The following is a 25,454-nucleotide window of genomic DNA, read 5'->3' on the forward strand; positions in this document are numbered from 1 at the left end:
CCTGGACCGGCTGAACGCGACCGCTGTGGCGCGCCCCTCGTACGGCATAGGCCCGGCAAGGGCCGGTCAGTCGGCGGTCCGTGTGACGCGACGGCCGAACTCCCGCACGCCTCGCCGGTCCTGGAGCCGGGCTCCGGCTGAGCCCGCGCGGCGGCCTCAGTACGTCCTGACCTGGTCGGGCCCCGAGGCCGGCGCCGGTGTCCCGCGCTGTGCGTGGCCCCCTTCGACGGGCCGCGCGCGCAGTGGCCACCAGAGGGACCGGCCGAGGAGCGCGGCCAGCGCGGGCACCAGGACCAGCGACAGGACGAGCGCGGAGAGCAGGATGCCGAGCGTCGTCGCGAAGGCCATCTGCTCGTTGCCGGGGACCGTGGCGAGGGAGGCGAAGGAGGCGGCAAGCACCAGGCCCGCCGTCCCGATGGCCGGGGCCGTGTGCCGTACCGCGCGGGCCACGGCGGTCCGGGCCGGGCCCGGTCGCCGCATCTCCTCGCGGATCCGGTCGGCGATCAGGATGTTGTAGTCGGTGCCCAGCGCCACGACGAACAGGAACAGCACCAGCGGCAGGGTGTAGTTGATGCCCGGCTCGCCGAGACCGTGCTGGAAGAGGAGCGTGGCGGCGCCGAGGGTCGCGGCGAAGCCGAGCCCGACGGAGAGCATCAGGATCATCGGGGCGAGCAGGCTGCGCAGGAGCAACAGCAGGATCAGCGCGATCAGTCCGGCGGCGACCGGGAACACGATCCTCAGGTCGTGATCGACGGCGGTCGAGATGTCGGCGAAGATCGCCGCCGTCCCACCGACGTGCGCCGTCGCCCCGGCGGGCGTGTGCCGGGCGGCCGCCCACCGGATCGGGCCGGAGGCCAGGTCGCGGGCCTCCTGGCTCTGCGGGTCCGCGGTCGGATACAGGTCGATCCGGGCGGCACCGCGGTCCTTGCTCAGGACGGTCGGCGCGACCTGGCCCACGCCCTTGACCTGCTTGAGCCCGCGGGAGAGGCCGTCGAGCCGGGCGGTGGTGAGGGTGCCGTCGCCCTTGGCGGTGACGAAGACGCTCGTGGGGTCCGACACACCGGCCGGCAGCGCGCGGGATATCTCGGCCGTGGTGGCGGCGGAGGGCGTCCAGTCACCGGAGTCGCCCCGGCCGTAGTCCATACGGATGCCGATCAGCCCGGCGGCCAGGGCGGCGAGCACGGCCACGGAGCCGAGCAGCATCGTCAGCGGCCGCCGGGTGACCAGCGCGCCGAGGCGGGCGGCCCGGCCCTCGCGCGGCTCGTGGTCGAGGGTCCGGGAGGGCCAGAACATCTTGCGTCCGGCGGCCGCGAGCAGCGCCGGGAGCAGGGTGAGGCTGCCGATGAGCATCACCAGGACCGCCACGGCGATCGCGGGGCCCATCGAACGGAACTGCCCAAAGGTCGCCACGCCCAGCGTGGCGAACGCGGCCACGATCGTCAGCGCCGCCGAGGTGATCGCGGTGCCCACCCGGCCGGAGACCTGTTCGGCCGCCTCGCGGGCGGACTGCCCCGGCCTCGCCCGCAGTTGCTCGCGGAAACGGAACAGCAGGAACAGCAGGTAGTCGATGCCGATGCCGAGCAGGACCACGGTGATCAGATCCGGAGTGCCCGCGTCGAGCTTGCGCCCGGTGAGCAGCGCGGCGCCCGCGACGGCTCCGCCCGCCGCGCCACCGATCATGACGACGGCGAGCAGCGGCAGCAGGGCCGCCAGCACGCTGCGGAACGCCAGTACGTTGAGCAGGATGATGAGCCCCATGAGCAGGGCGCTGCCGGCCTTCGCGGCGGTCTCGTGGGAGTCGGTGGTGTCGACGAGGTCGGCGAGCCCGCCGGTGAAACCGGTGCGCATCCCCGCCTCGGAGAACTGCGTCCGGGCGGAGTCCCGGAACGTCCGGTAGACGCCCTGGACCCCGGGGTCCGTGGGGTTCCCGATCAGCTGGACGGAGAGCAGTTCGAAACTCCGGTCGGGCGCCGTCATCGCCGGGGCGACCCGCGGCGTCTGGGAGCGGTCCGGTACCAGGAACTTCGGCCGGTCGTCCTCCCTGGGCATGGTGACCCGGCGGTTCGCGAGCTTCGCCGCCTCGGCCGCGATCCGCTTGCGGTCGGCGGCGGTGAGGGGCTCGCCGTCGTCACGGGCGACCAGCACCGTCACCGTGGTGGCGTCCGGCTCCGCCCCGAACCGCTCCTCGGCGATGTGCAGCGCGGCGGCCGAGTCATAGCTCCGGGGCAGGAAGTCCCCGGTCTGGTTCTGGGTGACACGGCCCATGAGCGTCGGTGTCAGTGCGCTCAGCACGATGCCGAGCACCGCCCAGAAGGCGATGACCTTCCAGGGGTTTCTGGTGGAGTATCCGGTCAGGGCGCGGATCACGAGGTCCTCCGGCGGACGGAGTTGAGTGCGGACGACGTCTGCCGGGGGCTCCCGGCCGGTCTCCAGACCATCACTTCGAGGTGTGGGCGGGCGTCGGGGCAGGGGATGATCCACATCGGGGACCTGGGTCCTGCCCGCGCCCCTGACCAGGACCCTGGTCCTGGTCAGGGTGTTGATCCCGCTCGTGGTCAGGGTGTTGGTCAGCGTGCAGGCCCTCAGGACACCTGTGCGACCCTGGCCAGGGAGCCACGAGGCGGCCGGACACAGAGGGAACACACATGCCCATGAGCCGACAGGTCCGGCCCGACGATGCCCGGGAGACGGCGCACATCGACGGCGCCGACCCGCCATGGACCCGTAACGACGCGCTCGTCACCGGCGGCGCCTGCGCGATGAACCTGCTCAGCTACGTGTTCTTCGGCGACCCCGACGGCCGGCACGCGGTGACCGTGTCCGGGTTCTTCCTCGTCGCGCTGGCGGCCATGCCGCTGCTCGCACGCCGGCGCCACCCGGTACCGGCGCTCGCCGCCGTACTGGCACTCGATGTGACGGCCGCCCTCACCGTGCCGCTGCCCCGCCACTTCGGCGCCGTCCTGGTGGTCGCCCTGTACTCGGTCGCCAGGGCCCGGCCCGGCCGGGTGACGGCGGTCGCGGCCACCGCGACGGTCGCGCTGACGCTGCTCAGCCAGAGCGACGGCCGGATCCCGCGCTGGCAGGACGCCGTCGTCGCGCCGCTCACCACCCTGATCGTCGTCGGCACCGCCATGGTGATCAACCGCTGGCAGCAGGAGGTCGCGGCCAACCGCAGGCTTCTCGCCGACCGCGCGGTGGCCGACGAACGCCGCCGCATCGCACGGGAGTTGCACGACATCGTGGCCCACCACATCACCACCATGCAGCTGATGGCCGGCGGCGCCCGGGCCAACATCGCCGAACCGGACGTGGTCAGGGACGCCCTGGTCACCCTGGAGTCCTCCGGGCGGCTCGCGCTGCGCGAGATGCGCCAGCTCCTGGACGTACTCAGGGCGGGCGACGAACCGGAGACAGCGCCGCCGCTGCCCCAGCCCGGCGCCGACGACCTGGAGCGCCTGGTGGCCGAATCCCGCCTTGCCGGACTGCCCACCGAGCTGAGCGTCCACGGACCACGGCGCCCGCTGCCGCCGACCGTCGGCCTGACGGTGTTCAGGATCGCCCAGGAAGCCCTCACCAACGCCCGCAAGTACGCGGGACCGGCCCGGGCCTGCGTACGGCTGACGTACCGTCAGGAGGGGGTCACCGTCGAGGTGCGGGACGACGGCGGGGGAGTGGCGTCGAAGGAGGGGCGGGCGCCGGCGGAGGTCTCGGGCGGTTACGGCCTGATCGGCATGCGCGAGCGCGTCGCCCTGCATGGCGGCACCCTGACCGCCGGCCCTCGGGCGGACGGGGGGTTCGCCGTGGTCGCCGAGCTGCCGTTGACCGCGGACGATGCCGATGGGCCGGGCGGAGCATCTGCGGCGGCGGGGATGGCCGTTCCGCACGAAGGGGGGCACCGATGAGCGGGGCCGAGGCAGGGACGGGGCAGGCAATCAAGGTGCTGATCGTGGACGACCAGCCGCTCGTCCGGCGCGGTCTGTCGCTGATCCTCTCTCCCGACCCGTCCTTCGATGTGGTGGGAGAGGGCGAGAACGGCGCGCAGGCCGTCACCCTCGCCCGCCGACTGCGCCCCGATGTCGTGCTGATGGACATCCGGATGCCCGTCCTCGACGGGGTCGCCGCGACGGCGGAACTCGCCGCCGACGTGCCCGGCTGCCGGGTGCTGGCCCTCAGTACGTTCGACATGGACGAGTACGTCGTGGGCGCCCTGCGCGCCGGAGCCTATGGGTTCCTGCCCAAGGACAGCTCCCCGGAGGACTTGGGCGCGGCGATCCGCACTGTCCACTCCGGCGAGGCCGCCGTGGCGCCGCGCCTGCTCACCCGGCTGATCGCCACCTACGTACGGGCACCCCGAGACGCGGGGCCGACCCCCACCGGCATGGGCGCGGGGGACGAACTCACGCCCCGCGAGGTCGAGGTGTGGCGCCTGATGGCCACCGGCCTCGACAACACCGGCATCTCCCGTGCCCTGGACCTCAGCATCTCCACGGTCAAGAACTACATCACGAGCATCTTCGACAAGCTCGGCGTCCGTGACCGGGCGCAGGCGGTCATCGCCGCATACGAATCCGGCCTGGTCACCGCCCGCACGGCAGCCGGGGAACCGTCCGGCGACGGGCGGGCCGGGTAGCGCGGACCGGTGGCGGTGTGTGGGTTAGGGTCGGGCTGTCTGTCTTTCTGTCCTGTTTGCGTCGAGGAGGGGTCGTTGAAAGACGAGGGCGAGGACAAGGGTGGGGAAGCGGTCGAGGACGCGGAGGATCTGCTCGACGGACTGAGCGTGGACGAGTCCCGCCCGGAGCGCCCCGTACTCCTGGACGAACAGGGGCGTCCACTGCGGACGTGGCGGGAGAACTACCCGTACTCGCAGAAGCTTCGGCGCCAGGAGTACGAACGCCGCAAGCGGATCCTCCAGATCGAACTGCTCAAGCTGCAGAAGTCGGTCCGTGACCAGGGGCTGCGCATCGTCGTGCTGTGCGAGGGGCGCGATGCCGCCGGCAAGGGCGGCACCATCAAACGCTTCACGGAGCGGCTCAATCCCCGCGGGGCGCGCACGGTCGCCCTGGACAAACCCACGGAGCGCGAAGCGAGCCAGTGGTATTTCCAGCGGTACGTCGCGCACCTTCCGGCCGAGGGCGAGATCGTGTTCTTCGACCGGTCCTGGTACAACCGCGCGGGGGTCGAGCCCGTGATGGGATTCTGTACGCCCGAGCAGCACAGCCAATTCCTGCGCCAGGCGCCGCTGTTCGAGAAGATGCTGACGGAAGACGGCATCATCCTGGTGAAGTTCTGGTTCTCGGTCTCCCGTGCCGAGCAGCGTACGCGTTTCGCGATCCGTCAGGTGGATCCCGTCCGCCAGTGGAAGCTTTCCCCCACCGATGTCGCCTCGCTGGACCTGTGGGACGCCTACACCCGCGCCAAGGTGGAGATGTTCCGGGCCACCGACACGGAACACGCGCCGTGGACCGTGGTGAAGACGAATGACAAGAGACGCGGACGCCTCGAAGCGATGCGCCATCTCCTGCTGCGCGTCGACTACGAGGCCAGGGACGAAGGAGCGGTGGGCAAGGCCGACCCGCTGGTGATCGGCGCCGCCGACACGCTTCTCGAACCGGGGGAGGACCCGACGGATCTCTCGCCCAGCAGGCTCGCCGGCAGCGACGAAGGCCCCGGACAGCATCCGGAAGGCCAGGGCCCGCCCACGCTGTAGCGGGTGTCGGCCGCCCAGTGGCGGACGAATTCGGTTGCGGCGGGGTCGGTGAGCCCGGTGAGGTACCTCCATGGACGGTGCCATGGAGCGGGTACGACGGGCGGGGGCAGGAAGGAGCGGCGCGGTCCAGGGGCGACCGGCCCCCTGGCACGCGCCGGCGGTGCTCATGGCCCTGATGCTGGCGGCCTTCACCTTCAACACCGCGGAGAACCTGCCGATCGGCCTCCTGGAGCCCATCTCCGAGAGTGTTCGGGTGTCTCTGTCAGCGGTGGGTCTGCTGGTCACCGGTTACGGCGTGACGGTGGCCGTGGCGTCTGTTCCCCTCGCTCACTTCGTGCGGGCCGTGCCCCGACGCCATGTGCTCACGGGACTGCTGGCCGCGCTCGTCGTGTCCAGTCTGAGTGCGGCGCTGTCGACGTCCTACTGGCCGCTCCTCGCGTCGCGGCTGCTGACGGCGCTCGCCCAGGCGCTGTTCTGGGCCGTGATGGGACCGGTCGCGGTGGGCCTGTTCGCGCCGGAGTTCCGTGGTCGTGTGGTCGGGGCGCTGTCCGTGGCCGGTTCGCTGGCCTTGGTGTTCGGTGTTCCCGCCGGAACCTGGCTGGGCCGGCACAGCGACTGGCAGGTGCCCGTCGCCACGCTGGCGGCTCCGGGTCTCGTGTCTCTGGTGACGATCGCCGTTCTGCTGCCGACCTCGCGTCCGGACGAGGAACCCGCAGCCCACGGAGCCAGTCCCGACACACGCCGGTTCGCAACGGTGCTCGTGGCCGGGGTGCTGGCCGCCACCGGGGCGTTCACGGGATACACGTACGTGGCGAAGTTCCTCGGCGACGTGAGCGGGTTCTCGCCGAACCGTGTCAGCGCGCTGTTCCTGGCCTTCGGCGTCGCGTGTCTGGCCGGGGTGAGCGTCACCGGGGCGTTGCTCGACCGCTTTCCGCAGTCCGCGCTGACCACGGCCGTGGCGACGCAAGCGGTGGGCATGCTCGGGCTCTACTCGGCCGGTACCGAGCCGGTGGCGGCGGTGGTGTTCCTGACACTGATGGGCGGTGCGCTCGGGCCGGTGTTCATGACCACTCAGAACGCGATGCTGCACTGCGCCCCGGGCCGCACGGACATCGCGCTCGCAGCCAACTCCGGTGCCTACAACGCCGGAATCGCGGCGGGCGCCGCGCTCGGGGCCCTGATCCTGGCGCAGGCCGATGTGCGGGACACCTTCCTGGCCGGCGGCCTGCTGACCGTCGCAGCCTGCGCGGTGCTGCTCGGCGGGCGGCCGCACCGTCATGGCCCGGAGTCCGCCAAGTAGCACCCGGCGGTACCGCCGGTCAGCGGCCATCACCCCGACGACCCATGGCTACACGGCTATGCGGTCATGCGGCTATGCGCCCGATCAGTTCCTCGGCCGTAAGGCCGCCCGGCTCCCGGGCCTGGCGCACGCTCTCCCGGGCGGCGGCCTGAAGCGCCGCGTTCACCGGGGTGGGCACGCCGTGCTCCCGGCCGAGCAGCACCAACTCCCCGTTGAGGTAGTCCGTCTCGATCGATCCCGCGCCCCGCGCCAGGCTCTGCCAGGACGAGCCGCGGGTGCGCTCCCCGGGGACCGGCTGCGGGTCCACCGTCCCGCTGCGCAGCTCGGCGAGCTCGGCGCCGCTCGCGCAGGCGATGCCCGCGGCGTCGAGGACGGCGGCGCCCTCGGCCTTCGCCCGGGCGACCAGGTCCTGGGCGGCGGCGTCCGAGGCGGAGCCGCACACGGCCTCGACCACGTTGGCGAGGTTGGCGAGGAGCTTGCCGTACTTCCAGCGCATCACGTCCGCCGCCACCGGGGCCAGGAAGTGCGCCTTCTCCAGGTCCCGCGCGATCCGCCGGGCGGTGTCGTCCGCGTCCGACCCCTGCCGGCCGACGGCTGTCCCGTACCGGCCGATGACCAGGGCGCCGGTGTACGGGCCGCAGGGCGCGACGACCTCACCCGGGTTCAGGTACGTGCTGGGCAGGATGACGCAGACGCCGTACACGTCGCGGAAGCGGCGCAGTGCCAGACGCTCGTTCTCCACGCCGTTCTGGGCGCACACCAGGGGCAGGCGTTCACCGGCCGTGCCGCCGCCCGCCACCGGCCGCGCGGCCCACGCGTCCAGCGCGGCCACGCTGTCCTGGGTCTTGACGGCGAGTACGAGCACGTCGTCCGCCCGCAGTTCGACGTCCTCGGGCCGTGCCACGACGGGTATGCCGAGGGTGAGCGTGCCGGTGGGGACCGTGAGCCGCAGCCCGTTCTCGCGCAGCGCCTCGAAGTGCGCGCCGCGGGCCACCAGGACGACGGACCGGCCGCTCTCGTGCAGCCGCCCCCCGATCGAACCGCCGACCGCTCCGGACCCGATGATGACGTAACGCATGGTGCTCCCTGGCCTCTCCGCCTCAGGTGCCGCTCGGCTGGAAGCGGGACTGTTCCGCTGTCAGTTGAGGGCGCCGTCGGTCGTCCGTACGGTCGCCCTCGCCGTGGCGTCCGCTCCACCGGTCACGTACATACCGGACTTCCCACCCCCGGTACGCCGCGCCCACCGTACCCCGCAGGCGTTTCTCCGCCAGACCGGCCGCCGCGGCGTCAGGGACGCGCGGGGTAGGGCAGCAGCTCCTCGTCCGTCCGCTCCCACGCCGTACGCAGCTCCGCCAGCAGTCCGGGCTCCGCGGCCGCCCGGTCGGCCTGCTCCCGCTGGTCATCGGCGAGGTTGAACAGCTGGTCCTGGCCGCCCTTGCCCCGGTAGTACTTCCACTCCCCGCGCCGCAGCGCACGCTCGCCCCTGACCCGCCAGAACAGCTCCCGCTCGGCGAGCTCCGCACCCCTCAGCAGGTACGGGGCGAGGCTCGTGCCGTCCAGCGGATACGCGGGGTCCGGCCGTGCCCCGCCGATCTCCAGGAGCGTCGCCGTCCAGTCGGGGGTGAAGACGGGCTCGTGGCTGACCTGCCCGCCGTCGATCCGCGCGGGCCAGCGCACGAGGGTCGGCACGCGGATGCCGCCCTCTTTCAGCGACCCTTTGCCGCCGGACAGCGGCCAGTTGTACGAGAAGCGCTCACCGCCGTTGTCCGAGGCGAAGAAGACGAGGGTGTCCCGCTCCTGCCCGGACGTCTTCAACACGCGCAGCACCTCGCCGACCGACCGGTCCAGGTCCTGCACCAGCTGCGTGTACTTCGCCACGGAACCGCCGTCCTGGTGCCACAGCGCTCCCTTCTCGCCCGCCTTGATCCGCCGTACGACCTCGGCGCTCTCCGCCTTGTCCCCGTCGGCGATCCAAGGCCAGTGCGGGGTGGTGAAGTTGAGGTTGAGCAGCCACGGCCGGCCGTGCCCGCGCCGGATGTACTCCCCGGCCCGCTCGGTCAGGATCCGCGTGTAGTACCGCAGGTCCTTGTACTCGACGTCGCCTTCATAGAGGTCGTACTCGCCGCCGAGCCCCAGCTTCGAGTAGTACTCAAGGGCCCCGCCGAAGTTCCCGAAGAACTCGTCCCAGCCCGACTTCGTGGGGGAGTGGTCCGGCAGATGGCCGCAGTGCCACTTGCCGATCAGCGCAGTCGCGTATCCGGCGTCGCGCAGCAGCGAGGCGAGCGTCGGGTGCGCCGGTGCGAGGCCCGTGGACCTGTCCGCGATGGGCTCCGCGAGGCCGCCCTCCGTGCGCCCGGGGAAGCGCCCGGTATAGAGGCTGAAACGGGTGGGCGAGCAGGTCGCCGAGCCGGAGTAGGCGTCCGTGAACCGCACGCCTTGGTGTGCGAGGTGGTCCAGGTTCGGGGTCTTGATGTGCGGCGAGCCGTAGGCGGAGAGATCGGCCCAGCCGAGGTCGTCGCCGAGGATGAAGAGGATGTTGGGCCGCTTGGAGCGGCGATGCGGGGCGGCGCGGAACGGCTGCTCCCGGGGCCCGTTCGCGGCCCGGGCCCCGGCGGCCGGAAGCCCGACGGCCGCGGCGGTGGCACCGATGGCGCCCCCGAAGGCGCGGCGGGACAGCTTGGATTCGTACGAGGACACAGTGCGCTCCTGAACGGGGCACGGAGCGCCGAGGCGTCACGGCGTCACGTGCCCGGAGATGGCATGAGGGAGGGGATCGGGTTCAGGAAGCGCGGCGACAGATCGCGCTCGCCACACGGACCAGGTCGACATGGCGGCGCGCCACGAGCGTGACCGTCGGGTCGGCGAGGGGCTGCATGGCGGGGAGCCTGACGCAGGGTTCATGTACGTGTCAACGAAGGGGCCGATCTGTTCACACGGGCTTCGTACTCGCTCGCAGGTATCCGACGGCAGGGGTTCGGCCGCCCCTCCCTCGCGCGGGGGAGGAGAACGGCCCGTGGGGCTGACGTGGCCGGAGCGGAGCCGGCGGAACATGAATGGCCAGATCACGGAAGCCGGAGGTCACAGTGGCCGCGCCCGAAGCGACACAGACACGTGAGGGGACGCCGCGCCTCGCCCGGACGCCCCTCTGGGCCGGGTGGCCGCGGCGGTGGCCCGAGTGGGCGCCTGCCGCGGCGGCGTCCTGCGGCGCGATATACGCCGTCATCGAGGCCACTTGGGCCGTGACGGGGACCACGGTGCCCTTCACCCCGCACACCCCCTACGCGCCGATGGTCCAGCTGACCCTGGCCGGCCTGGCCCTCGCCACGGGTGTCGCCTGCCTGGCCACCAGGCGACGACAGCTGGACCGGCCTGGCCGAACAGCGGTGTGGGGTGCGCTCATTCTGACCACCCCGGTGTTCGCGATGGGCGCGACCGGCCTTCCCGCCTACTTCGTCACCCTGGCGGCCGGTGCCGGACTGGAGAGCGCCACTGGCCTGGCCCACGTGCTGCTGAGCACGGCCTTCACCGCCGTCCTCGTCCTCGTCGCGCTCTCCTGCCGCCGACGGCTGGCCGGCACCTGCCCCCGCTGCGGACAGGGGCACACCGGCGGCCACGACGCCCCACTCCTCCATCCGCGTGCCACGACCGCCCCCCGGCGCACCAGAAAACTGGCGTACCTGCTGATGTGCGGGATGCTGCCGTGGGCCGGAGCGAAGACCGTCTGGACGCTGGGTGGCGACGCGTTCGGCATCACGGCCGAGAAGTGGAAGGAATCGAACTCCGGCGGATCGGACACGGCAAAGGCGCTCGCCGAGGCGGGCATCGACGTCACCGTGCTTGCCGCGGGGCTCGGATTCTCTCTGGTGACCGGGCTGCTGTATCCGTGGGGGCAGGTGTTCCCCCGCTGGACACTGCTCCTCTCCGGACGCCGTGTACCGCGCCTGCTGCCCCTGATCCCGGCCTGGCTCACCGGCTTCGGCCTGTCGGTGTACGGGGTCTTCCTGGTGATCTACGCGCCGCTCGCCGCCTTCGGAGTGTTGCCGGCCCCCGAACCCGACACGGATCTCGGCGCCCCCCTCTCCGGCACTCTCTGGCTGGCCGCCTTCGGCGGAACGGCCTTCGGCGGCCTGGGCTTCGCCCTCCTCGCAGCCGCCCGCTCCTACGCCGCCCGGAGCCGCCCCGTCTGCGCCACGGTGGGCCAGGCAGCGGCGGAACCCACGCCGACCAGGGCCAAGCCCTGCGACGTCGCCTCCGGCACCGAGGCGGACCTGGGCTGACGGTTGTACTGTTCGGATGCTCGCGTGGCGGGTGGACCGGCTGGGTCTACGTTGTCTCCGGCGCCGAGGCGGGAGCGTGCCGGAACCGGTCCGAACCCGACCGACGTCTACGCCGACGAGGGCAAGGCCTTCCGGTATCTGGTCCGCGCCTGACCCGCCCCGACCCGGTTCACCGCGCGCCGGTCTGCCGCCCGGGCCGCGCGTCGACCGGCGCACCGGGATGGTCTCCGGAACGATCGGCTCGTCGCGGGCAGCGATGGATGGTGGAAACGGGCAGCACGGTGGCCTTTGAGATGCCGGTCGATGGAATCGGTCACTGACCGGCCCGGATCGCCGCCCCGCTCAGAATCGTCTTCACAGCAAGTACCGGATTGAGAGGCTCCAGGAGCTCTTCGGCGGCGACGGCCACGAGCCGCGCGGGCGCATCACCGCCCAGCAACGCGCTGACGTATTCGATGGCCTCCGCAGGCGACAGCACAGGAAGCCTCTGACGCAGCGTCCGCACAGCGTGCATGCGTCCGCTCGCGGCGGCGACTTCGCACAGCGCATCGTGTAGATCGTCCACTGCGGTGCGCACCGGCAGCCCACGTATCCGGCCCCGATAGTCGGCCTCCCATTCCCCGGTCGCCGCGGATACGACGCCGATCCGGTGCAGTCCGCCGTCGACCCGGTCGACCAAGTACGGCCCGTTGCCGACCAGCATGAACTTCGGGTTCCGGGTGCGTGCGAACTCCTCGGAGGTCCAGGAGACGATCCACACCAGCTCGTGCTCCTCGACGTCGACCACAGCCATCCGCATCGCGTCGACACCCGCGTCCCGCCACTGCTGGTAGTCGCGCTCCAACTGGTCCTCGACAGCCTGAACGGCGGCCTCTCGCTCGATCATGCGGGCAGCTTCCCGCACGGACCCCTCCCTCGACCAGCAAATTCGCAGGGCCAGGGCCAGGGCCACGGGGGCGACGCCCTCTTCGTGCGGGAAGTGCGCCCAGATGACGGCGGCATATGCTGAACTCATATGAATCCCGCAGGTATGCGTAATGGTTAATTTGCCTCACACGCCGCCATGCGAAAGAACGAATTCACTCTTCGGCCGTGTAGGGACAGGCATGACGGGCGTTTGACCAGGCACGTCCGGTCAAATACCTCCCGCACAGCCACAGAAGGTGGATCCATGCTGAGATTCCTCGGATTCGGCTGCCCCGACGGGGCTCGTCGACTCCCCGCCGCCGCAGTCAGCCGCCGCCGCTCCCGCATCCGTATCCGTACCCGCGCCCGTATCCGTCTGATGCTCGGCTTCGCGCTCGCCGTCATGGCGTGCACCGCGGCCGCGGCGCCCGCCGCGCCGCCCCCGTCGCCACGACCCGCATCGAAGGCCGAGCCCGACAAGGGCTTTCCGATGCGCATCGTCGCGTACGTGGCCAACAGCGGTTCCGGTACGGCCTCCTCCTTCGACGTCCGTCTTGAGAGGCCGGTCACCACCACGACGGTGGGCAGCGGACCGACCGGCGTGGGCGCGGCCCCCGACGGCTCTCATGTGTACGTGGCGAACGGCCTGTCCGACTCGGTCACCTTCATCGAGACGACCAGTCATAAGGCCGTGGCCACCGTGCCGGTCGGTTCCTATCCGTTCTCGGCCTTTCCGAGCCGTGACGGGAGCCAGGTGTTCGCGGCGAACTGGGGCAGCGACAACGTGTCCGTCATCGACACGGCCAGCCGCAAAGTCATCGCGACGCCCGCGGTCGGTGAACTCCCGCACAGCGTCGCCACCCTGCCCGACGGGACCGCTCTCGTCACCAACAGCGGCACCAACAACGTGACCGTCCTGTCCAAGACACATGAGCCCGTGGCCCAGATTCCCGTGGGTGATTTCCCCAGCGGAATCGTCGCCACGGTGAAGGGGGACAGGGTGTACGTCGCCAACACGGGTTCCGGGAGCATCTCGGCCATTGACCCGGTCACCCGCAAGGTGGTGGCCACCTGGCCGGTCGGCAAGGCCCCGCTCGGCCTCGGGGTCAGTCCCGACGGGCGACGGCTGTACGCCGCGGATTCCGGGGCCGACAGCCTCCTTGTCATCGACACCGCGACGGGCGGTGTCCTTTCCCAGGTGCCCGTGGGCAAGACGCCGCAGGGCGTGGCGGTCAGTCCGGGCGGCAACCGGGTCTGGGTCACCAACGAGGACTCCGACACCGTTTCGGTGATCGACCCGACGCTCACGAAGGTGCGGGTGACCCTGCGCACCGGCCACAACCCCGAGGGCATCGCCATCAGCCCCAGATGAGCCGGTGCCCGTGGCTGATCGCCTCGATGGCGGCTTCGGGAGAACGGTGACCGTCGGTGGCGTCCGGCTCGTCAGGCGCGGTCGTGGAGCCAGATCGCGGCCCCGATGCCGGGCCGGGCGACGAGCGATACCTTGGCCTCGTCCGCTCGCAGGCCGGACGAGGAGGTGCTGCGGCCACTCGGGATGAGCGTGACGCGCTACTCCTGCCTCGAACTGCTGGCCCAGCGGCCGGGCTTGTCGAACTCCGAGCTCGCGCGGGGCGCGTTCGTGACACGGCAGTCGATGAACGTGCTGCTCCAGGCCCTGGAACGAGAGGGCTACGTGACCAGGCCCGCGGAAGCGCCCGTCGGGAAGGCCCTTCCCACGCGCCTCACGCCTCGCGGCCGCCGAAGCCCGGAGAAGGCGACCGTGGCGGTCCGGTCCGTCGAGGTCGGAATGCTGGCCGGCATGACCGAGGCCGAACAGGCAGGCGCGTTCCGGATCCTGCGGAGCATGATTCATTCCCTGCGCGATGGCGACGACGGCGCATGGCCCGTGCTCCGCACCGGTGGAAATGCGACCACCCCCCGCTGAGATGGCAGTTGGGGGGTCCTGTCCTGGCTGCCGACGTGACGTCGGTACTGCTGTACGTCGTCGCGCGGCGCCCGGGAGCGGGCGTGGTGGCCGCAGTTCCGCGAGGTGCAGCGGGCTGATCTCGGCGCCCTTGCGGCACCCATGAAAATGTTGACGGAAAATGTTGGCGTCGTACAGACGAACCGACCAGAAGGGAAGTCATGAGTACCGAGACGCTGGAGTTCCAGGCCGAGGCGCGACAGCTGCTGGAGCTGATGGTCCACTCGATCTACTCGAACAAGGACATCTTCCTTCGCGAACTCATCTCCAACGCCTCTGACGCCCTGGACAAGCGGCGCTTGGCCGGCCTGAAGGACGACAGTCTCAAGGCGGACGACCTGCACATCCGGATCGAGGCCGACAAGGAGGCCCGCACGCTGACCGTGCGGGACAACGGCATCGGCATGACGCGCGACGAGGTCGTGGGGCTGATCGGCACCATCGCCAGGTCCGGCACGGCCGAGACGCTGCGCCGGCTCAAGGAGAACAAGGAGTCGGCCGAGCTGATCGGCCAGTTCGGTGTCGGCTTCTACTCGGTGTTCATGGTCGCCGACAAGGTCACCCTGCTCACCCGCAAGGCCGGCGAACCGACCGGAGTGCGCTGGGAGTCGGAGGGCGACGGCACGTACACGGTCGAAACCGTCGAGGACGTCCAGGACGTACCCGAGGGCACGTCGATCCGCGTACACCTGCGGCCCGCCGACGAGGAGGACGCGCTCTACGACTACACCGACGATGCGAAGATCCGGGAGATCGTCAAGCGGTACTCGGACTTCATCTCCTTCCCCGTCCGGATGGGGGAGTCCACCCTCAACTCGATGAAGGCGCTCTGGGCCCGCCCGCGCTCGGAGGTGAGCGAGGAGGAGTACCGGGAGTTCTACCGGCACATCAGCCACGACTGGACGGACCCGCTCGACATCATCCAGATGCGGGCCGAGGGCACCTTCGAGTACGAGGCCCTGCTGTTCCTGCCGTCACGGGCCCCGCACGACCTCTACCAGCGGGACGCCCGCCACGGCCTCCAGCTGTACGTCAAGCGTGTGTTCATCCTGGATGACAGCCGTGAACTCCTGCCCGACCACCTGCGCTTCGTCAAGGGCGTCGTGGACGCGGCCGACCTGTCGCTGAACATCTCCCGCGAGATCCTCCAGCAGGACCGGCACATCCAGCTCATCCGCCGTCGCCTGGCGAAGAAGATCCTGGCGTCCATCAAGGACCTGATGAGCAAGGATGCCGAGAAGTACCGCACGTTCTGGCGCGAGTTCGGACCCGCCGTCAAGGAGGGACTCCTTGACCGGACGGAGGACCACAAGGCGATTCTCGACATCGCCTCCTTCGCCTCCACCGCCGGTGAAGAGCCCACCACTCTGGCCGACTACCTCGCCCGGATGCCGGAGGGCCAGGACAAGATCTACTTCATGACCGGCGACAGCCGCGCGCAGATCGAGAACTCCCCGCACATGGAGGCCTTCCGGGCCAAGGGGTACGAGGTCCTGCTGCTCACCGACCCGGTGGACGAGATCTGGGTCGAGGCGGTCCGCGACTACGAGGGCAAGGAGCTGCAGTCCATCACCCGCGGCGCGGTGGACCTGCCCTCCGAGGAGGAGCCGTCGCCGGAGGAGGCGGGGGAGTACGCGGCAGTGCTGACCTGGCTCAACGAGACGCTCGATGACGTCAAGGAGGTGCGTCTGACGACCCGGCTCACCACCTCACCGGCGTGCCTGGTCAGCGACACCGACGGCATCACGCCGGCCCTGGAGAAGATGTACAAGGCGATGGGCCAGGAGATCCCCTCGGTCAAGCGCATCCTTGAGCTGAACCCGAAGCACCCGCTGGTCAGCGCGGTCAGGACGGCCCACGACAAGCGGCCCGACGACCCGGAGCTGAAGGGCACGGCCGAGCTCCTGTACGGCACCGCCCTGCTCGCCGAAGGCGGCGACCTGGCCGACCCGGCCCGCTTCGCCGCCCTGCTGGCAGACCGCCTCAGCAAGACGGTCTGAACCGCGGAGCGAAGACGATCTGACCCGCGGGGCGAAGACGATTGCCGCGAGCACGGCGGTGCTCGCGGCAATCGTGCGAGGAATAGCCCCGATCGTCAGGCGCGAGCTGAACTCCAGGAGTCGGTGAAGACCACCGTCTGACCGCCCCCCCGGCGGCCCGCTCGCCATGCGGCGCCCTTGCGCTGTTCGGGTGCTCTTACGAGGTTCATGGCCACGTACCCGAGATTTTCGACTTGCATGGCTACGGGCATCTGTTCCGCCCCGGCGCAGCGTCTCATCCGCTGACGTCGGACCACGCGAGTTGTCGTAGGCGGGGGCGAACGCGGTGAGTCGTCAGGTCAGCTTCGAGTACGTGCCCGCGGTGCTGCCCGCGGGTCGCCAGGCCGTATCAGTGCTGGACGCGGGCCGCCGCCTGGTGGGCTGCCTCGAGTACCAGGTCTGCCATGTGTGCCGCGTCGGGTACGTGGTCAACATCGCCATCGCCAGTCACTGGCAGGGGCAGGGCGTCGGTCGTCATGCCCTGCACACCGCCATGGAGCCGTGCGGTGGTTACACATGGTCCACGTCGCGGCAGTCGCTCGATGGACGACGCTTCTTCGGCGCGATGGAGGAGGAGATGGACATCGCTTTCCCTGCCGGCGACGTGCGGTGCCCGCACATGACGCCATGATCAGGAGCAGGGAGTGCGCTCCCGCGGGCCGCCCGTGCGATCGACTGCGGCCGGTGGTCGTCGCAGAGCCATCCGGCGCCCTCGGGACCATCCCCACGGGCGCGGAGAGCACGGCATAGTTGCGAACCGGCGCAAGGCCTGTCGGGTCAGGCCCGCGAGTCACCAGCACCACGCGGAGCAGTTGCTGCCGGAGTCGAGCGTGTCACAGGCTGCAACGGGCGTCGGCGGGCGGGGTTTCGAGGTCGAGGAGATATTCACCGACCACGTCGTCGACGCACTTACTGCCGCCGAGGATATAGGCGCCGTGCTGCTTGCCGTCGACTGTGAGCAGGCTTCCGCCGAGAGCTCGCGCCATCGCGATGCCACCCTCGTGCGGTGTCGCGGGATCGCCGGTGACCGACACGACGAGCGTCTCGGGGAGGCCTTCGACATCGGCGAGCCAGGGTTCGTCACGTTGTGGCGGCGCGGGCCACGCCTCGCATTCGCTGTGGTAGTTGCCCGCCGTGAACACGTCAATGTCGAACATCGGGGCGACCTTCCCGATCTCGCGTGCGAGCGCGGTCTGTTCCTTCGGCGTCGGACGGGGTGAGTCCATGCAGCGCACAGCGATGTTCGTGTCGAAGTCATGGCCATAGGCGCCGTCCGCCGTGCGAGCGTAGAAGGTGTCGCGCAGGGCGAGCATCCGGTCGGCGTTCCCCGCTTCGAGCGCGGTCAGGGCGGAGATGACGTCGGGCCATTTCTTTTCGGAGTACAGTCCGCCGCTGATGCCGAGATAGACGTCCCAGACGCTCAGGCCCCGGCCGTCGGTGGTCGGTGCTGGTGTCTCGACGAGCGGCCGGACGATCTCGCGCAGGCGGTCGTTCGCAGCCGCGGGGTCGGAGCCGAGAACGCAGTCGGGCGATTCTGCGCAGTGCGCGGCGAGGTCGTCGAACCGCGCCTGCAGTCCGGTGAATGAGGAGAGGCGGTACTCGCTCGCCGTCAGGTCGGGCGAGACGGCCCCGTCGAGCACGATCGCGCGAACCTTCTCGGGGTAGCTCGCGGCGTACATGGCGCCAAGCTCGGAGCCGTAGCTGTAGCCGAGATAAGTCAGCTTGTCATCGCCGAGCACCGCTCGCGTGATGTCCATATCACGCACAACGTTCGTCGACCCGGCGTTCACGAGGTTCGCGACGCCACCAGAGCCGGCCGCGCAGCGCTCTGCGAGCTCGTCCGCCTCCTCGGCGCTCGTGACGTCGTACACCGCGCCGAACCGCGGAACGTCGCCTGCGTCGTACTCCTCGTCGGTGTAGCAGTCAAGGGCCGGGGTCGAGGACCCCACTCCGCGAGGATCGAAGCCGACGATGTCGAAGCGCTCGGCGACGGGGCTCTTCTGCCACAGTGGCAGGGTGGACGCGACGAAGCTGGTGCCCGATCCGCCCGGGCCTCCCGGGTCGATCAGCAACGAACCGTCGGCCTCACCCCTGGCGGGGAGGCGCGTGAGCGCCATTCGCGCTTTCTTCCCCGCCGGCTTGTCGTAGTCGAGCGGTACCTCGACCGAGGCGCACTGGAGCGCCGGGTCCGCGAACAGCTTGGCGTCCGCCTTGCTCGTGGCGGTGTCCTTGCACCCGACCCATTTGAGCTCTTGCTCAAGGTAGGCGCCGAGGTCCGCATCCGCGCCGGAGTCCGGTGGAGGAGAAGCGGAAGTGGGCGTGCATCCGGCGAGCAGGAGGAGTACAGCCGCGGCGAGCACGGTCTGGCGGTACCGGGATCGATCGGGGAGCCGAGGATGTGATCGCATGCGTTTCTCCTGTGCCGAGCCGCGGTCGTGCACGAGGGGGCGGCGGCGGTTGACGGATTGTCGCTGCCGCACCGCCGTAGTGGTGGTGCGGATGCCCATCCCGGTCGTGGATGTCTCCGTAGGCGGGGATGTCGCAGGCAGCTGCGGCGTTGTGGGCGGTGAGGATGCCTCTGACAGTCACAGTGGCGACGTCGCCCTCGTCTCAGATGGGCGCGGAGCCGTCGTCGGCGGTGCCGATGGGGAGCGGTGTGGCGGCGAAGACGGCATCCGGGTCGACCGCAGACTTCACGGCCAGCAGGCGCCGGGTGTTCGGCCCGTAGGAGTTCGCGACCTGGTCGGGAGTCTCCGGTCCCAGGAAATTCACGTAGCCGCCCGGCGATGAGAACGGTTCGAGCGCCGCGTGAAGCTCTTCCAGCCAGCGCAGATGGGGTGAGCCACCGTCGCCAGGTCCCATGTGACCGTTGTTCTCGCCGCTCTCCCACATGGAGATCAGCTCGACCATCAGGTGCGGTTCGCGTCGGCCGAAAGCCGTCGAGCCGAGAGGCGGGCGGGTGGCGGCACCATGGAACTGGTGCCACACGATCGCGGAGAACGGTGAGGTGAACTCCTGGGCGGCGCGCTCCAGGACGGTCGCGATGGCGCTGGAGACGCTCTGGACGGTTCGCGTGCGAATCGCGCCCATCCGCCCGGGTGGGAACATGGCGTCCGTCGCGGCCAGCGTCGCGGAACGGTCGACCGGTCCGACCTCGGCGAGCACGGGTATACCGAGCCTGGCCAGCGCACGCACCGGCCCGTTCTCGGCGTTCCCCACCTCGAGATCCCCCGACCAGGTCGGCGCGACGTATACCGTCGGTTCGCCGTCCGGACCGGGAAGGAACCCCGCGTCCACCGTCAGCTCGTCCGGACTGTCCTGAAGGATCTCACCGAGGTCGGCCAGGATGCCGGCGCTCTGGGCGATCGGGTACAAGATGGTTCCCGACACCACTGTCGGCACGGGGTGCAGACGGATCCGCGCCGAGGTCACGACACCGAAGTTGCCGCCGCCGCCGCGCAACGCCCAGAAGAGGTCCGGATGATGTTCGGCGTCGGTGTTCACCCGTGAACCGTCGGCCAGGACGACCTCGGCGCCGAGCAGGTTGTCGGCCGCGAGCCCGAACTGCCCGAGAAGGGGACCGTACCCGCCGCCGAGCGTGAGGCCGACCATTCCGACGGAGCCCGCCGTTCCGGTGACGGCGGTCAGGCCCGCCCGCTCGGCGGCCGATACGACGTCGGACGAGAGCGCCCCGCCACCCACCGTCGCGTGACGGTGGGTGGCGTCGACCCGCACTTCCCTCATGTCGGTCAGATCGAGAACCAGCCCATTGGGACGGAACGCCCGGCCCCAGAAGTCGTGACCCCCGCCGCGCACGGACATCGGTACCCCATGGTTACGAGACGCGCGTACTCCGGCCTGCACGTCGGCGGTGGTCGCGCACCGCACGACGACAGAGGGGCGGACATCCACCGCCGCGTTGAACAGCGCCACGGCTCGTGCGTACTCCGGTCCGTCGGTGAGCACACGGGCCGGTGATATACGGGACCGCAGCTCGGCCAGCAAGGCGGTGTTGACCTGGTCGCGGGCGTCGCTATCAGCAGGTGTTCGCATGGTCGCTCCTGTGTGTTGTGGTCGGAGATGGAGTTCGGTGCCCTGGACGGGTCAGGAGGACGGCGGGTCGGGCTCGGCGCACTGCCGGGCGAGGACGGCGACCATGTCGGGCAGCAGAACGGCCACGGGGTCATGGGTCAGTTCCGTCATGCGCAGGCGTCCCCCGAGGGTGGCGACACCGAGGACGTGCTCGCCGCGCAGTTGAGTGGTCTGCGCCGGTCCCCACAGAGCGGTGAGACAGCCGCGGTCGTGTGCCGGCGTCTGCACCACCCCGAGATTGGTGATCTGGATGTCGGCGGCGGTGGCGACGGTCATCATCGCCTCGGCCTCTTCGGGGGTGGCCGGCGGCTGTTGGGCCAGCGCCTCCGAGCCGGTCTTGAGTACCTGCGGTGCACGCAGGCGTGCCAGAGCCTCGTGATGGTGCCGGGCCAGTTCCCAGAAATCCTCGGCCTGGGATGCCTCACTGGCAGTCCGTGCTCCCGCGAACCGGTTGGCGACGGCGTCGGGCAGACCTGCGGCACGGCGCAGGTCGACCGGGCTCAGCACCCTCACCCGGGGGCGGCCCGCGCGGTGGAAGACCGTGCAGGCGGCAGCGCACAGCGCGGCGTGTACGGAAGCGCCCTCCGCGCGGCAGCGGGTCACGAGTGCCGCGGTCAGACCGCGTCGCAGTGCCAGGGCGGAGACGTGCGGTGTCCGTCCCGAGAACCGCGTCAGCTCACCGGGCGCGTTCAGCAGCTCATCCGGGGGTGGGTCCACGGTGGGCGGCGCGGCCGCGAGAGCTCGCAGGAGGGCCTCCTGGGGTGGCGGTACATCCTGCTCCGGGACCGGCTCGGCGCCCTCCTCGTCGCCGTCGAGGGCGGCGACGAGGTCCGTTACCACCCGCATGCCACCGGTGCCGTCAGTGATCTGGTGGGCGAAGGTCAGCACGATGAAGCTGCCGGTCTCCGCGGGAATCAGTACGGCGCGTATCAGCGGCCCCGGCTCCGGCGCTATGGGGCGCGTCTGCTCACCAGCGACAACCGCCTGCCAGGGAGTGCCCTCGACGGCGGTTTCGATCCTGACCGGACCCTCCGCCCAGCGGTACCGGGCCTGGGGAGCTCGGCGGTCGACCGAGACGCGAAGGAGCGGGTGCAGTGCCTGAACACCCCGCAGGGCACGCGCCAGCGTCTGCTGGGACACCTTCCGGTTGATCTCGGCGACCAGGGAGAACTGGACAGGGTTTCGGCGCATATAGAGATCGATGGTCCGCTCGAAGGCTCCGAGTTCCCTCACCGTCTCCACGTGCGTATGGCTGATCGACATCCGGAGGCCCTTTCTTCGCTGAGGTGATGTGACGGCTCGCTACCGGGACGCATCGTGGCGAGGCGGGAGTCCGGCCTCCTGCTCAGCACTCGTCTCGGCCGGTCGGCTGGGCACCAGGCGCTTCGACGTTGTGCGGAAGGCCCAGGCGACGACCAGCGCGGCCACCACGGTGAGGGGGGTGCCCATGGCTATCTTCGCGAAGGCGAGCCAGCCGGTGGCGTCGTGCACGTAGAGCCACTGCTTCACCACGAACCGGGCTCCGAGGACACTCGCCGCTGAGAGGGTGGCGATGTCGTGTGCCCGCAGAACCTGACGGTCCTCGCGCCAGGCGTGCGCACCCCCGTGCAGGAGATTCCACGCCACGCCGGTCAGGGGGCGGCGGAAGAGGACCGAACCGAAGGTGGCGAGAAAACCGGCGAAGGCCACCCAAATACCCAGCAGGAAGAAGTCCTTGGCGGAACCGGTGAGCGCGACGATGCCTGCCGCGACCAGAACGCCGGTCAGGCTGCCGGAGGCGGCGAGAAGACGTTCCCCGCGCACCAGCCGGGCCAGGGTGAGCACCGCACCGGTCGTGACGGCCGCGATCACGGCCGCCTTCGTCGACAGCAGAGCGAGTGCGATCACGAACACCACGACCGGGACGGTCGAGTGGAGGAAGCCCGCCGTGCCGCCCATGGACTCGAGCATGGGCGGCCGCGGGGCGGGAGGCGGCGTGTTCCCGGGGTTCCTGCCGTTGGTCGAGGTGGGGCCGTGCTCGCCTTGGGGATGGGACATCGATCACTCCTGATCACGTGTTGCGGCTGAGGCTTTCCTGGGGCGTTTCTCGTCGCGGTGCACTTCGATTCAGGCGCTCCAGCCGCCTCCCACGGCCCGGCTCGCGAGATAGGAGTCCGGGTGCACCACGGAGACCCGGTTGATGGAGATGGCCCCCAGCTCCTTCTCCCGCGTCATGACGACATCCCCGGAGGCGAGCAACTGGTCGCGAATCGGAGTCTCGGCCGTGTGGGCCTTGTCGTGCAGGAACTTGAGCCAGCCCTTGCCTCCGGTGGCGTCCGGTAATCCGGCGCGGGCCAGCTCGGTCATCGCTCCGGCCCGTAATAGTTGGCCGCGACCCTGAGCGTTGTCGAGCTGGAACTTCTCCTTCTTGACGGTGTAGCAGAGCAGGTACAGCTTCTGGGCGAGAGTCATGGGCACGATGGTTCACCTAAAGGTCAGTCGTTGCAGTGTGGGGAATTCTTGTGTCGCGGAAAGAACAGCAGGCGAGTTTTCCCCTCACCCTTCAACCGCGGTCTTCCCAAATCTCCTTCACGGCATAGAAGACACAGACGGCTGGGCGTTCACCACTCCGGTTATGCCAGTGAGCGAATTCCCTGCTGCTTTGCCTTGCTGTGTGACTACTACCTTCGGTTCGGGCCGTGAAACTGGTGACGTTACGGCACACTTTCGTGCACCCCCGGAAAATGGACATGTCGCGCGACCACCGTGAGACCGGCTGCGACTCAACGGTTCGCGGAGACAAGGGGGCGGGTGGTGGCGGGCGTGTCCGTCTCGCACACGGTGCCGTCGGCGGGGTGGGTGCCGTGGATGAGGGCGGCGTCAACTGCGCTGTCCACGCACGAGTTGCTGCCGTAGGAGCCGTGTCCAACTCCTTCACGCGTGAGCAGGACCGCAGAGTTTAGGGTTCGCGTCATGTTCTCGGCCCAGTGGTGCGGGGTGACCGGATCCAGCCGACCCGCGACCACCAGTGCCGGGGGCGTACCAGTGCCTGTGAGCGGCTTGGTGACGCGGTCCTTGTTCGGCGCGGGCCACCGGGCGCAGTTCAGGGCGGAGTGGGCGGCCCGGGTCCCGACACGCCTGGCCTCGGCAACGGCCTTGGTGGCTGCGGTCCTGTGCGCGGCGATGCCGGCCGGGGTGTGCCAGTCGGCGCAGCGTACTGCGGTGTGGGCTTCGAACATCGCGGTAGGAACCGGGAAGGGGGATACCGTGACGCTGTTCCACAGCGTGTACAGGGGTGTGCCGTTGCCGCCCTCCGCGGCCAGCAGAGCCGAGGTCAGCAAAGGCCAGGCGTGCTGGTCACCGGCCAGGGCTCGGGTGGCCTCGAGGGCCATGGCGCCGTCGAGTTCACCGCCCGGGGTGGTGCCCTTGACGGGTGCGATTTTCAGTGGTTTCGCTTCCAGTGTGTCGATCAGTTCGTCGAACGCCGCCTGGGGGTCGCCCGCTCCGAACGGGCACACTGCGGTCCCTTCGGTGTGGCAGGTCTTGAACCAGGCGTTGAGGGTCCGTTCGCTTGCGACGGCGACGTCGTGCTGGAAGGGGAGGGAGTTGCCGAACCACTGGTTGGTGTCGACGGGCGCGTCGAGCACCATCTGGCGGACGCGATGAGGGAAGAGGGTGGCGTACATCGGGCCGACCACGGTGCCGTAGGACAAGCCGTAGTACGTGATCTTGTTCTCGCCGAGCGCGGAGCGCACCTGGTCGATGTCGCGGGCCACGTTGTCGGTGGACAGGCTGGCCAGAAACTCCTTGCTCTGGTGTCTGATGCAGCCGTCGGTGAACGCGGCGGCGTCCCTCAGCAGTCGCGGCAGGGTCTTGCCCCCGGGGACAGCTGGGTCGAAGGCGGTGCCGGCGGCGTCGGATCGCTGCTTGTCGGTCAGGCAGCGAACGGCCTGTGATCCGCCGACGCCGCGCGGGTCCATCGCGATGATGTCGAATCTGGCGAGCACCGCGGGGGAGAAGGCGCCAGGAGTGCCGGCTGCTCTGGGCAGATTGCGCAGTGTTTCGGTGGCGGGAACTCCTGGCCCGCCCGGATTGAAGATCAGGCTGCCGATGCGGCGGCCGGGGTCAGTGGCCCGGTGGCGCATGACCGCGAGCGGGATCCGCGTGCCATCGGGCTCGGTGTATTCCTGCGGCACCTTGATCGTGACGCATTCGAGGTTCTTCCCGCACGTGCTCCAAGTGAGCGGGTCCGGAGACGGGGCGGAGGCCGGCGTGGCCCCTGCGGATGTGTTTCGCGGCCCCGAGGCGCCGGACGAACACCCGGTCAGGACGAGGAGGGCCGCGGCGAACGCCGCCCCGTACCGTGGGTTCGGCCTCAACCAGGTCATGCTGATCTTCCTTTCGCCGTACGCGTGCCATTCCATGCGGCCGGGCCATGCCGGTCGTGCGGGAAGCGGGGCCGTAGGGGGCTGACGTGGTCGCGCCTTCCTTGTTTTTTCGTGGGGTCAGTGACCGGCCGCGTCGAGCAGAGAGGAGTACCGCAGACGGAGTGCGCGCTCCATGCTGGCCAGAACGGCCCCGACCCCCAGTACGAGGTTCAGCCAGATCGGCAGGTGCATCGGTGATTCGAACGTTCCGACCCGCTGCGCGACAGCGGGAATCTGAGAGACGGGTTCAGCGAGCTGCAGCAGGTTCAGGCCAACACCGATGACGAGCAGCAACACCGACCCGATGCCGATCGCCCGGCTCAGCTCCGGATGGCGGGCGCCGAAGCGCGCCCGCCGTCCCTCCGCCGAGGCCGGGTCGGGCGTGAGCTGACGCGGCGGTCCGCCCGAGGGGCGGTAGTGGCAGCGCCTGATGCCGTAGCTGCTCATCGCCACCTCGATGACACCCCCGTCGACAGGGAAGACCGCGGGCAGTTTCGACTCGGCCACATGCCTGCCGTCCAGGAACAGATGCGCCCGGATCCTGCTGTTGTCCAACCGCGCCCAGTGCCGTACGTCGACGGCGTGCAGGCGGGATTGCCCGCCGGCCCCGGAAAGTCGTAGCCAGAACAGGGAGCGCAGGGGGAGCTGCCACCAGCGGAACCGCTGGAGCTCCCTGCCGTCTCCCGGCTTGAGGCGCTTCGATGCCGCCCACTGCTTCCAGGTCATGCTCCGCCCCTCTTGCG

General features: G+C 70.2%; 21 protein-coding genes. 9 read left to right on the forward strand and 12 right to left on the reverse strand.

Features of this window, described 5'->3' with window-relative positions:
- Positions 1 to 156 precede the first annotated feature (156 nt).
- Positions 157 to 2,367 (reverse strand): MMPL family transporter, encoded by a 2,211-nt coding sequence (locus tag ACF062_RS17810; protein WP_392139123.1) that lies wholly within the window; start codon positions 2,365 to 2,367, stop codon positions 157 to 159.
- A 284-nt stretch (positions 2,368 to 2,651) separates the two neighbouring features.
- Between ACF062_RS17810 and ACF062_RS17815 the strand changes: the two genes are divergently transcribed.
- The 4 genes from ACF062_RS17815 to ACF062_RS17830 all read left to right on the forward strand — a co-directional run bounded on the left by ACF062_RS17815 (position 2,652) and on the right by ACF062_RS17830 (position 7,007).
- Positions 2,652 to 3,902 carry a sensor histidine kinase gene (locus ACF062_RS17815; protein ID WP_392139125.1) on the forward strand — a complete coding sequence of 417 codons (1,251 nt, stop codon included), beginning with the start codon at positions 2,652 to 2,654 and terminating at the stop codon, positions 3,900 to 3,902.
- Complete coding sequence (locus ACF062_RS17820; protein WP_392139127.1) at positions 3,899 to 4,630, forward strand: response regulator; 732 nt, start codon at positions 3,899 to 3,901, stop codon at positions 4,628 to 4,630. Before ACF062_RS17815 ends, ACF062_RS17820 begins: the two co-directional genes overlap by 4 nt.
- A 75-nt stretch (positions 4,631 to 4,705) precedes the next feature.
- On the forward strand, positions 4,706 to 5,707 hold the full coding sequence (gene ppk2 / locus ACF062_RS17825) for a polyphosphate kinase 2 (protein ID WP_392139129.1): 1,002 nt from the start codon (positions 4,706 to 4,708) through the stop codon (positions 5,705 to 5,707).
- Between the two features lie 175 nt (positions 5,708 to 5,882).
- Positions 5,883 to 7,007 carry an MFS transporter gene (locus tag ACF062_RS17830; RefSeq protein ID WP_392140228.1) on the forward strand — a complete coding sequence of 375 codons (1,125 nt, stop codon included), beginning with the start codon at positions 5,883 to 5,885 and terminating at the stop codon, positions 7,005 to 7,007.
- A gap of 64 nt (positions 7,008 to 7,071) precedes the next feature.
- Here ACF062_RS17830 and ACF062_RS17835 read toward each other — a convergent pair whose 3' ends face one another.
- The 3 genes from ACF062_RS17835 to ACF062_RS17845 all read right to left on the reverse strand — a co-directional run bounded on the left by ACF062_RS17835 (position 7,072) and on the right by ACF062_RS17845 (position 9,882).
- The gene (locus ACF062_RS17835; RefSeq protein ID WP_392139131.1) at positions 7,072 to 8,085 is read right to left on the reverse strand and encodes a ketopantoate reductase family protein; all 1,014 of its coding nucleotides are present in this window, start codon (positions 8,083 to 8,085) and stop codon (positions 7,072 to 7,074) included.
- A 209-nt stretch (positions 8,086 to 8,294) separates the two neighbouring features.
- Complete coding sequence (locus tag ACF062_RS17840) at positions 8,295 to 9,704, reverse strand: sulfatase-like hydrolase/transferase (protein ID WP_392139133.1); 1,410 nt, start codon at positions 9,702 to 9,704, stop codon at positions 8,295 to 8,297.
- An 82-nt stretch (positions 9,705 to 9,786) separates the two neighbouring features.
- Positions 9,787 to 9,882 (reverse strand): putative leader peptide, encoded by a 96-nt coding sequence (locus ACF062_RS17845; protein WP_320591742.1) that lies wholly within the window; start codon positions 9,880 to 9,882, stop codon positions 9,787 to 9,789.
- Between the two features lie 178 nt (positions 9,883 to 10,060).
- On the opposite strand from ACF062_RS17845, the gene ACF062_RS17850 reads away from it, so the two are divergent.
- Positions 10,061 to 11,284: a hypothetical protein gene (locus tag ACF062_RS17850; RefSeq protein ID WP_392139135.1), complete on the forward strand. Its 1,224-nt coding sequence runs from the start codon at positions 10,061 to 10,063 to the stop codon at positions 11,282 to 11,284.
- 313 nt (positions 11,285 to 11,597) lie between these two features.
- Here the strand turns inward: ACF062_RS17850 and ACF062_RS17855 are convergent, their stop codons facing one another.
- Positions 11,598 to 12,170, reverse strand: coding sequence for a YrhB domain-containing protein (locus tag ACF062_RS17855; RefSeq protein WP_392139137.1), 573 nt, complete (start codon positions 12,168 to 12,170; stop codon positions 11,598 to 11,600).
- Positions 12,171 to 12,455: 285 nt separating this feature from the next.
- Between ACF062_RS17855 and ACF062_RS17860 the strand changes: the two genes are divergently transcribed.
- The 4 genes from ACF062_RS17860 to ACF062_RS17875 all read left to right on the forward strand — a co-directional run bounded on the left by ACF062_RS17860 (position 12,456) and on the right by ACF062_RS17875 (position 16,844).
- Positions 12,456 to 13,562 carry a beta-propeller fold lactonase family protein gene (locus tag ACF062_RS17860; protein ID WP_392139139.1) on the forward strand — a complete coding sequence of 369 codons (1,107 nt, stop codon included), beginning with the start codon at positions 12,456 to 12,458 and terminating at the stop codon, positions 13,560 to 13,562.
- Between the two features lie 105 nt (positions 13,563 to 13,667).
- On the forward strand, positions 13,668 to 14,135 hold the full coding sequence (locus ACF062_RS17865; RefSeq protein WP_392139141.1) for a MarR family winged helix-turn-helix transcriptional regulator: 468 nt from the start codon (positions 13,668 to 13,670) through the stop codon (positions 14,133 to 14,135).
- Between the two features lie 200 nt (positions 14,136 to 14,335).
- The gene (htpG, locus tag ACF062_RS17870; RefSeq protein ID WP_392139143.1) at positions 14,336 to 16,174 is read left to right on the forward strand and encodes a molecular chaperone HtpG; all 1,839 of its coding nucleotides are present in this window, start codon (positions 14,336 to 14,338) and stop codon (positions 16,172 to 16,174) included.
- A gap of 325 nt (positions 16,175 to 16,499) precedes the next feature.
- The gene (locus ACF062_RS17875; protein WP_392139145.1) at positions 16,500 to 16,844 is read left to right on the forward strand and encodes a GNAT family N-acetyltransferase; all 345 of its coding nucleotides are present in this window, start codon (positions 16,500 to 16,502) and stop codon (positions 16,842 to 16,844) included.
- Between the two features lie 202 nt (positions 16,845 to 17,046).
- Here ACF062_RS17875 and ACF062_RS17880 read toward each other — a convergent pair whose 3' ends face one another.
- The 7 genes from ACF062_RS17880 to ACF062_RS17910 form a co-directional block, all read right to left on the reverse strand.
- Positions 17,047 to 18,720, reverse strand: a complete 1,674-nt coding sequence (locus tag ACF062_RS17880) for an alpha/beta hydrolase (protein WP_392139147.1) — start codon at positions 18,718 to 18,720, stop codon at positions 17,047 to 17,049.
- Between the two features lie 103 nt (positions 18,721 to 18,823).
- Entirely contained in the window at positions 18,824 to 20,266 is a 1,443-nt protein-coding gene (locus tag ACF062_RS17885; protein WP_392139149.1) for an FAD-binding oxidoreductase, read from the reverse strand.
- A 51-nt stretch (positions 20,267 to 20,317) separates the two neighbouring features.
- Positions 20,318 to 21,568 carry a peptide synthetase gene (locus ACF062_RS17890; RefSeq protein WP_392139151.1) on the reverse strand — a complete coding sequence of 417 codons (1,251 nt, stop codon included), beginning with the start codon at positions 21,566 to 21,568 and terminating at the stop codon, positions 20,318 to 20,320.
- A gap of 39 nt (positions 21,569 to 21,607) precedes the next feature.
- Positions 21,608 to 22,342 (reverse strand): DUF3159 domain-containing protein, encoded by a 735-nt coding sequence (locus ACF062_RS17895; protein WP_392139153.1) that lies wholly within the window; start codon positions 22,340 to 22,342, stop codon positions 21,608 to 21,610.
- A 69-nt stretch (positions 22,343 to 22,411) separates the two neighbouring features.
- Positions 22,412 to 22,756, reverse strand: coding sequence for a hypothetical protein (locus tag ACF062_RS17900; RefSeq protein WP_392139155.1), 345 nt, complete (start codon positions 22,754 to 22,756; stop codon positions 22,412 to 22,414).
- Positions 22,757 to 23,067: 311 nt separating this feature from the next.
- Complete coding sequence (locus ACF062_RS17905; RefSeq protein WP_392139157.1) at positions 23,068 to 24,672, reverse strand: alpha/beta hydrolase; 1,605 nt, start codon at positions 24,670 to 24,672, stop codon at positions 23,068 to 23,070.
- Positions 24,673 to 24,789: 117 nt separating this feature from the next.
- On the reverse strand, positions 24,790 to 25,437 hold the full coding sequence (locus ACF062_RS17910; RefSeq protein WP_392139158.1) for a hypothetical protein: 648 nt from the start codon (positions 25,435 to 25,437) through the stop codon (positions 24,790 to 24,792).
- Positions 25,438 to 25,454 lie beyond the last annotated feature (17 nt).

This window comes from Streptomyces sp. NPDC015345 (assembly GCF_043078805.1).
In the GTDB taxonomy this organism is placed as follows: domain Bacteria; phylum Actinomycetota; class Actinomycetes; order Streptomycetales; family Streptomycetaceae; genus Streptomyces.

Excerpts from the sequence above, each read along its gene's own strand:
- ACF062_RS17845 (WP_320591742.1), bottom strand. The coding sequence starts at position 9,882 with ATGCAGCCCCTCGCCGACCCGACGGTCACGCTCGTGGCGCGCCGCCAT.
- ACF062_RS17860 (WP_392139139.1), top strand. The coding sequence starts at position 12,456 with ATGCTGAGATTCCTCGGATTCGGCTGCCCCGACGGGGCTCGTCGACTC.
- ACF062_RS17830 (WP_392140228.1), top strand. The coding sequence starts at position 5,883 with ATGCTGGCGGCCTTCACCTTCAACACCGCGGAGAACCTGCCGATCGGC.
- htpG (WP_392139143.1), top strand. The coding sequence starts at position 14,336 with ATGAGTACCGAGACGCTGGAGTTCCAGGCCGAGGCGCGACAGCTGCTG.
- ACF062_RS17900 (WP_392139155.1), bottom strand. The coding sequence starts at position 22,756 with ATGACTCTCGCCCAGAAGCTGTACCTGCTCTGCTACACCGTCAAGAAG.
- ACF062_RS17895 (WP_392139153.1), bottom strand. The coding sequence starts at position 22,342 with ATGTCCCATCCCCAAGGCGAGCACGGCCCCACCTCGACCAACGGCAGG.
- ACF062_RS17885 (WP_392139149.1), bottom strand. The coding sequence starts at position 20,266 with ATGCGAACACCTGCTGATAGCGACGCCCGCGACCAGGTCAACACCGCC.
- ACF062_RS17835 (WP_392139131.1), bottom strand. The coding sequence starts at position 8,085 with ATGCGTTACGTCATCATCGGGTCCGGAGCGGTCGGCGGTTCGATCGGG.
- ACF062_RS17855 (WP_392139137.1), bottom strand. The coding sequence starts at position 12,170 with ATGATCGAGCGAGAGGCCGCCGTTCAGGCTGTCGAGGACCAGTTGGAG.
- ACF062_RS17905 (WP_392139157.1), bottom strand. The coding sequence starts at position 24,672 with ATGACCTGGTTGAGGCCGAACCCACGGTACGGGGCGGCGTTCGCCGCG.
- ACF062_RS17850 (WP_392139135.1), top strand. The coding sequence starts at position 10,061 with ATGGCCAGATCACGGAAGCCGGAGGTCACAGTGGCCGCGCCCGAAGCG.
- ACF062_RS17815 (WP_392139125.1), top strand. The coding sequence starts at position 2,652 with ATGAGCCGACAGGTCCGGCCCGACGATGCCCGGGAGACGGCGCACATC.
- ACF062_RS17865 (WP_392139141.1), top strand. The coding sequence starts at position 13,668 with ATGCCGGGCCGGGCGACGAGCGATACCTTGGCCTCGTCCGCTCGCAGG.
- ACF062_RS17880 (WP_392139147.1), bottom strand. The coding sequence starts at position 18,720 with ATGGGCATCCGCACCACCACTACGGCGGTGCGGCAGCGACAATCCGTC.
- ACF062_RS17820 (WP_392139127.1), top strand. The coding sequence starts at position 3,899 with ATGAGCGGGGCCGAGGCAGGGACGGGGCAGGCAATCAAGGTGCTGATC.
- ACF062_RS17910 (WP_392139158.1), bottom strand. The coding sequence starts at position 25,437 with ATGACCTGGAAGCAGTGGGCGGCATCGAAGCGCCTCAAGCCGGGAGAC.
- ACF062_RS17890 (WP_392139151.1), bottom strand. The coding sequence starts at position 21,568 with ATGTCGATCAGCCATACGCACGTGGAGACGGTGAGGGAACTCGGAGCC.